This is a genomic window from Campylobacter concisus (assembly GCF_902460875.1).
GTDB lineage: Bacteria > Campylobacterota > Campylobacteria > Campylobacterales > Campylobacteraceae > Campylobacter_A > Campylobacter_A concisus_AA.
Map to the genome: position 1 here is coordinate 46,879 of NZ_CABPVR010000013.1, position 2,617 is coordinate 49,495.

At 30.9% G+C, this 2,617-nt stretch carries 2 protein-coding genes; one reads left to right on the forward strand and one right to left on the reverse strand.

Features of this window, described 5'->3' with window-relative positions; all coding sequences use genetic code 11:
- Nucleotides 1–489: hypothetical protein (locus tag F3H01_RS08835; RefSeq protein ID WP_316349616.1), on the forward strand; the 489-nt coding region annotated here is incomplete at its 5' end.
- Here the strand turns inward: F3H01_RS08835 and F3H01_RS08840 are convergent.
- Nucleotides 482–2,164 carry a putative bifunctional diguanylate cyclase/phosphodiesterase gene (locus F3H01_RS08840; RefSeq protein ID WP_188116372.1) on the reverse strand — a complete coding sequence of 561 codons (1,683 nt, stop codon included), beginning with the start codon at nt 2,162–2,164 and terminating at the stop codon, nt 482–484. The genes F3H01_RS08835 and F3H01_RS08840 overlap by 8 nt on opposite strands.
- Nucleotides 2,165–2,617 lie beyond the last annotated feature (453 nt).

The window sequence follows — 2,617 nt, forward strand, 5'->3', positions numbered from 1 at the left end:
TTTATCTTATTTTTCTCAAAGGCGGCAAGAAAGCAGTATTTTATAAACACATTTATGATATTTACTGAAGCCATCATAGCTGGTTTTGTTGCTGATATGCTATTAAAAAGTAAAATTTTTACTGTCATCGGAGCTGTTTTTGCTATATTTTGGATCATTTTTTATCCTATTTTTTTAAAAAGAAGTCGCATAGCTGCATTAAAAAGAATTGAAATTTCAGATGTTCAAAAGCAAATGAATTTTGAAGTAAATGAGAAATTTCTGGCTTATTATGAAAGCGAACCCAAAGAAAATGAAAAATTTGACCTAAATGAAGTTAGTGAAATTTATGAGCTAAAAAATATCTTTATCGTTTTTTTAGAAGAAAAGATTCATCTAATAATCCCAAAAGATGAAGCTAGCTCAAAAATGATAAATGAGCTGGCTAAACTTTGCCATAAAGATATTTTGAAATTTGAAAATTTTAGTGCAAAGAGTGTGCTTAAATAGCGCTTATTATAAGCTTTTCAAAATCCTCTGCACTCATTGGCTTGCCCCAAAGATACCCTTGCACCTCATCGCATCCAAGCTCTCTTAAAATTTCAAGCTGGGTTTCATCTTCGACGCCTTCAGCAATAGTCTTTAGCTCCACATTTTTAGCCAAAGCTATAACGCTTTTTACCACGTCTTTATCTATATCATTTTTAGCAATATTATCTATCAGCTCTTTAGCGATCTTTAGGCGACTCATAGGATATTTTTTGATGTAGTTCATTGATGAAAATCCGGTACCAAAATCATCTATGGAGATGCAAATTCCTCTATTTGAAAGCTCAGATAACGCACTTTGCATCATCTCTTCTGCATTTACAAGGCTAGCCTCAGTAATCTCAACATCTACACAAGATGGATCGATGCCGTATCTATCTATATAGCTTAAAAATTTAGATGCAAAATTTATATTATCAATCTGTTTTGGTGAGATATTTATGCCTATTTTTAGGTTTGTATTATATTTCTCATTCCAAAAGGCCATTTGTTTTATAGCATTTTTTGCCACCCATTTTCCTATCGCATTGATAATCGAGCTTTGTTCGGCTATTGGGATAAATTTTGATTGATCTACCGGACCTTTTATAGGAGAGTTCCACCTAACAAGAGCCTCTGCTCCTACTATTTTTTTACCTTCTATTAGATATTGGGGCTGAAACTTTAGCTCAAATTCTTCATCAAAGCTTATGCTATTTAGCAATATTTCTATATAGTTTCTATCCTGAATCATGCTTTTTATATCACTATAAAAAACGTACTTTTCAGATGCATCTTTCTTTGCTGCTTCTAGTGCTGCTTCTGATTGCATGATAAAATCATCAGCCAAAATTTCACTAGTTTGTGTCGAGCTAATCCCTATTTTTGCATCAAGTACAATTTTATAATCATCTATAACGATTGGCTCTGAAATAGCTTTTAGTAGATAATGTAAAAATTCTCTGCAATGCATATTTTCATTTTGCTTGACAACAACGATAAAGTCATCTCCACCAGACCTTGCAAATAAAGAATCGTTTGGTGGCAATATTGACTCAATATTTGAAGCAAACTTTGCTATTACATCATCGCCTATATAATGCCCATACGAGTCATTTATCGCTTTAAAATGGTTTATGTCAATACTATAAATATCTATCTTTTCGCCAAGTGCCTTTGACTTTATCATCTCTTCAAGCCTTGCGATAAAATACTGGCGATTTAGAGCATTCGTTAGATAATCATATTTACTGATCCTTTGTAGGTGCCTATTTGTCTCTTCAAGCTCTTTTACTTTACTTTCTATCTGATTATTTAATACTTTTTTGATATGTATTTCACGTTTAATTAAAATATCCATCTTTCTAACATTAGAAAATGTATAAGATAATGCCCCGTATGCAAGCAAAGTAACTAAAATAGAAAATAACCATGTCAAATTTATCTTCCAAGAGTACAAGATCATGATCGTCAAAAATACAGCAAAAACAAATAGCTTTTGTATTAAAATTTTATCAAAATCGTTTCTGAGCGCCCTAAATTTTAGATTTGCCTCACCCTCTCTTAAATGAAGCGTAGCAACAAACAACATAAAAAATGAACTCTTAAATACAATGTCGTATCCAGAAAAGGATATTTCATCTATCCAAAAATCCATTGTAGTGGTAAAAACATCATAAGTGCTTATTACAATAAGTGCTATCAAGCATAAAAGTATAGATAGTCTTCTTTTTGAAAATTTGAGTAAAAAAAATGCAATAAATGAAGTACAAAACATAAATAAATCTATGGCGATGTAACTTAGATTAAAAAAATCTTTTTGACTTAATGCTTGAGTTAAATTTCTATCAAAAATCATAAACCACATAAAACTAAAATATATTGCGGAAATAGAGACTGAGTCCACAAATACTTGCATTAAAAATAAATTTTTCAAATTTTTGATCAAAATATAAAAAGCAGAAAATGCAAACATAAAATATGAGACCAAGTATGAGATTTGTATAAAATTGACTTTAGGGAGAAATTGTTTAAGAAAATCAACCTTATCATATAGCATCCACATAGTGTCTGATGCTACCCAGCAAGTAAGGCCTAATAATATATATAT

Bases quoted from the DNA above. Each gene is read 5' to 3' on its own strand.
- F3H01_RS08840 (WP_188116372.1), bottom strand. From the start codon at position 2,164: ATGGATTTTTGGATAGATGAAATATCCTTTTCTGGATACGACATTGTA.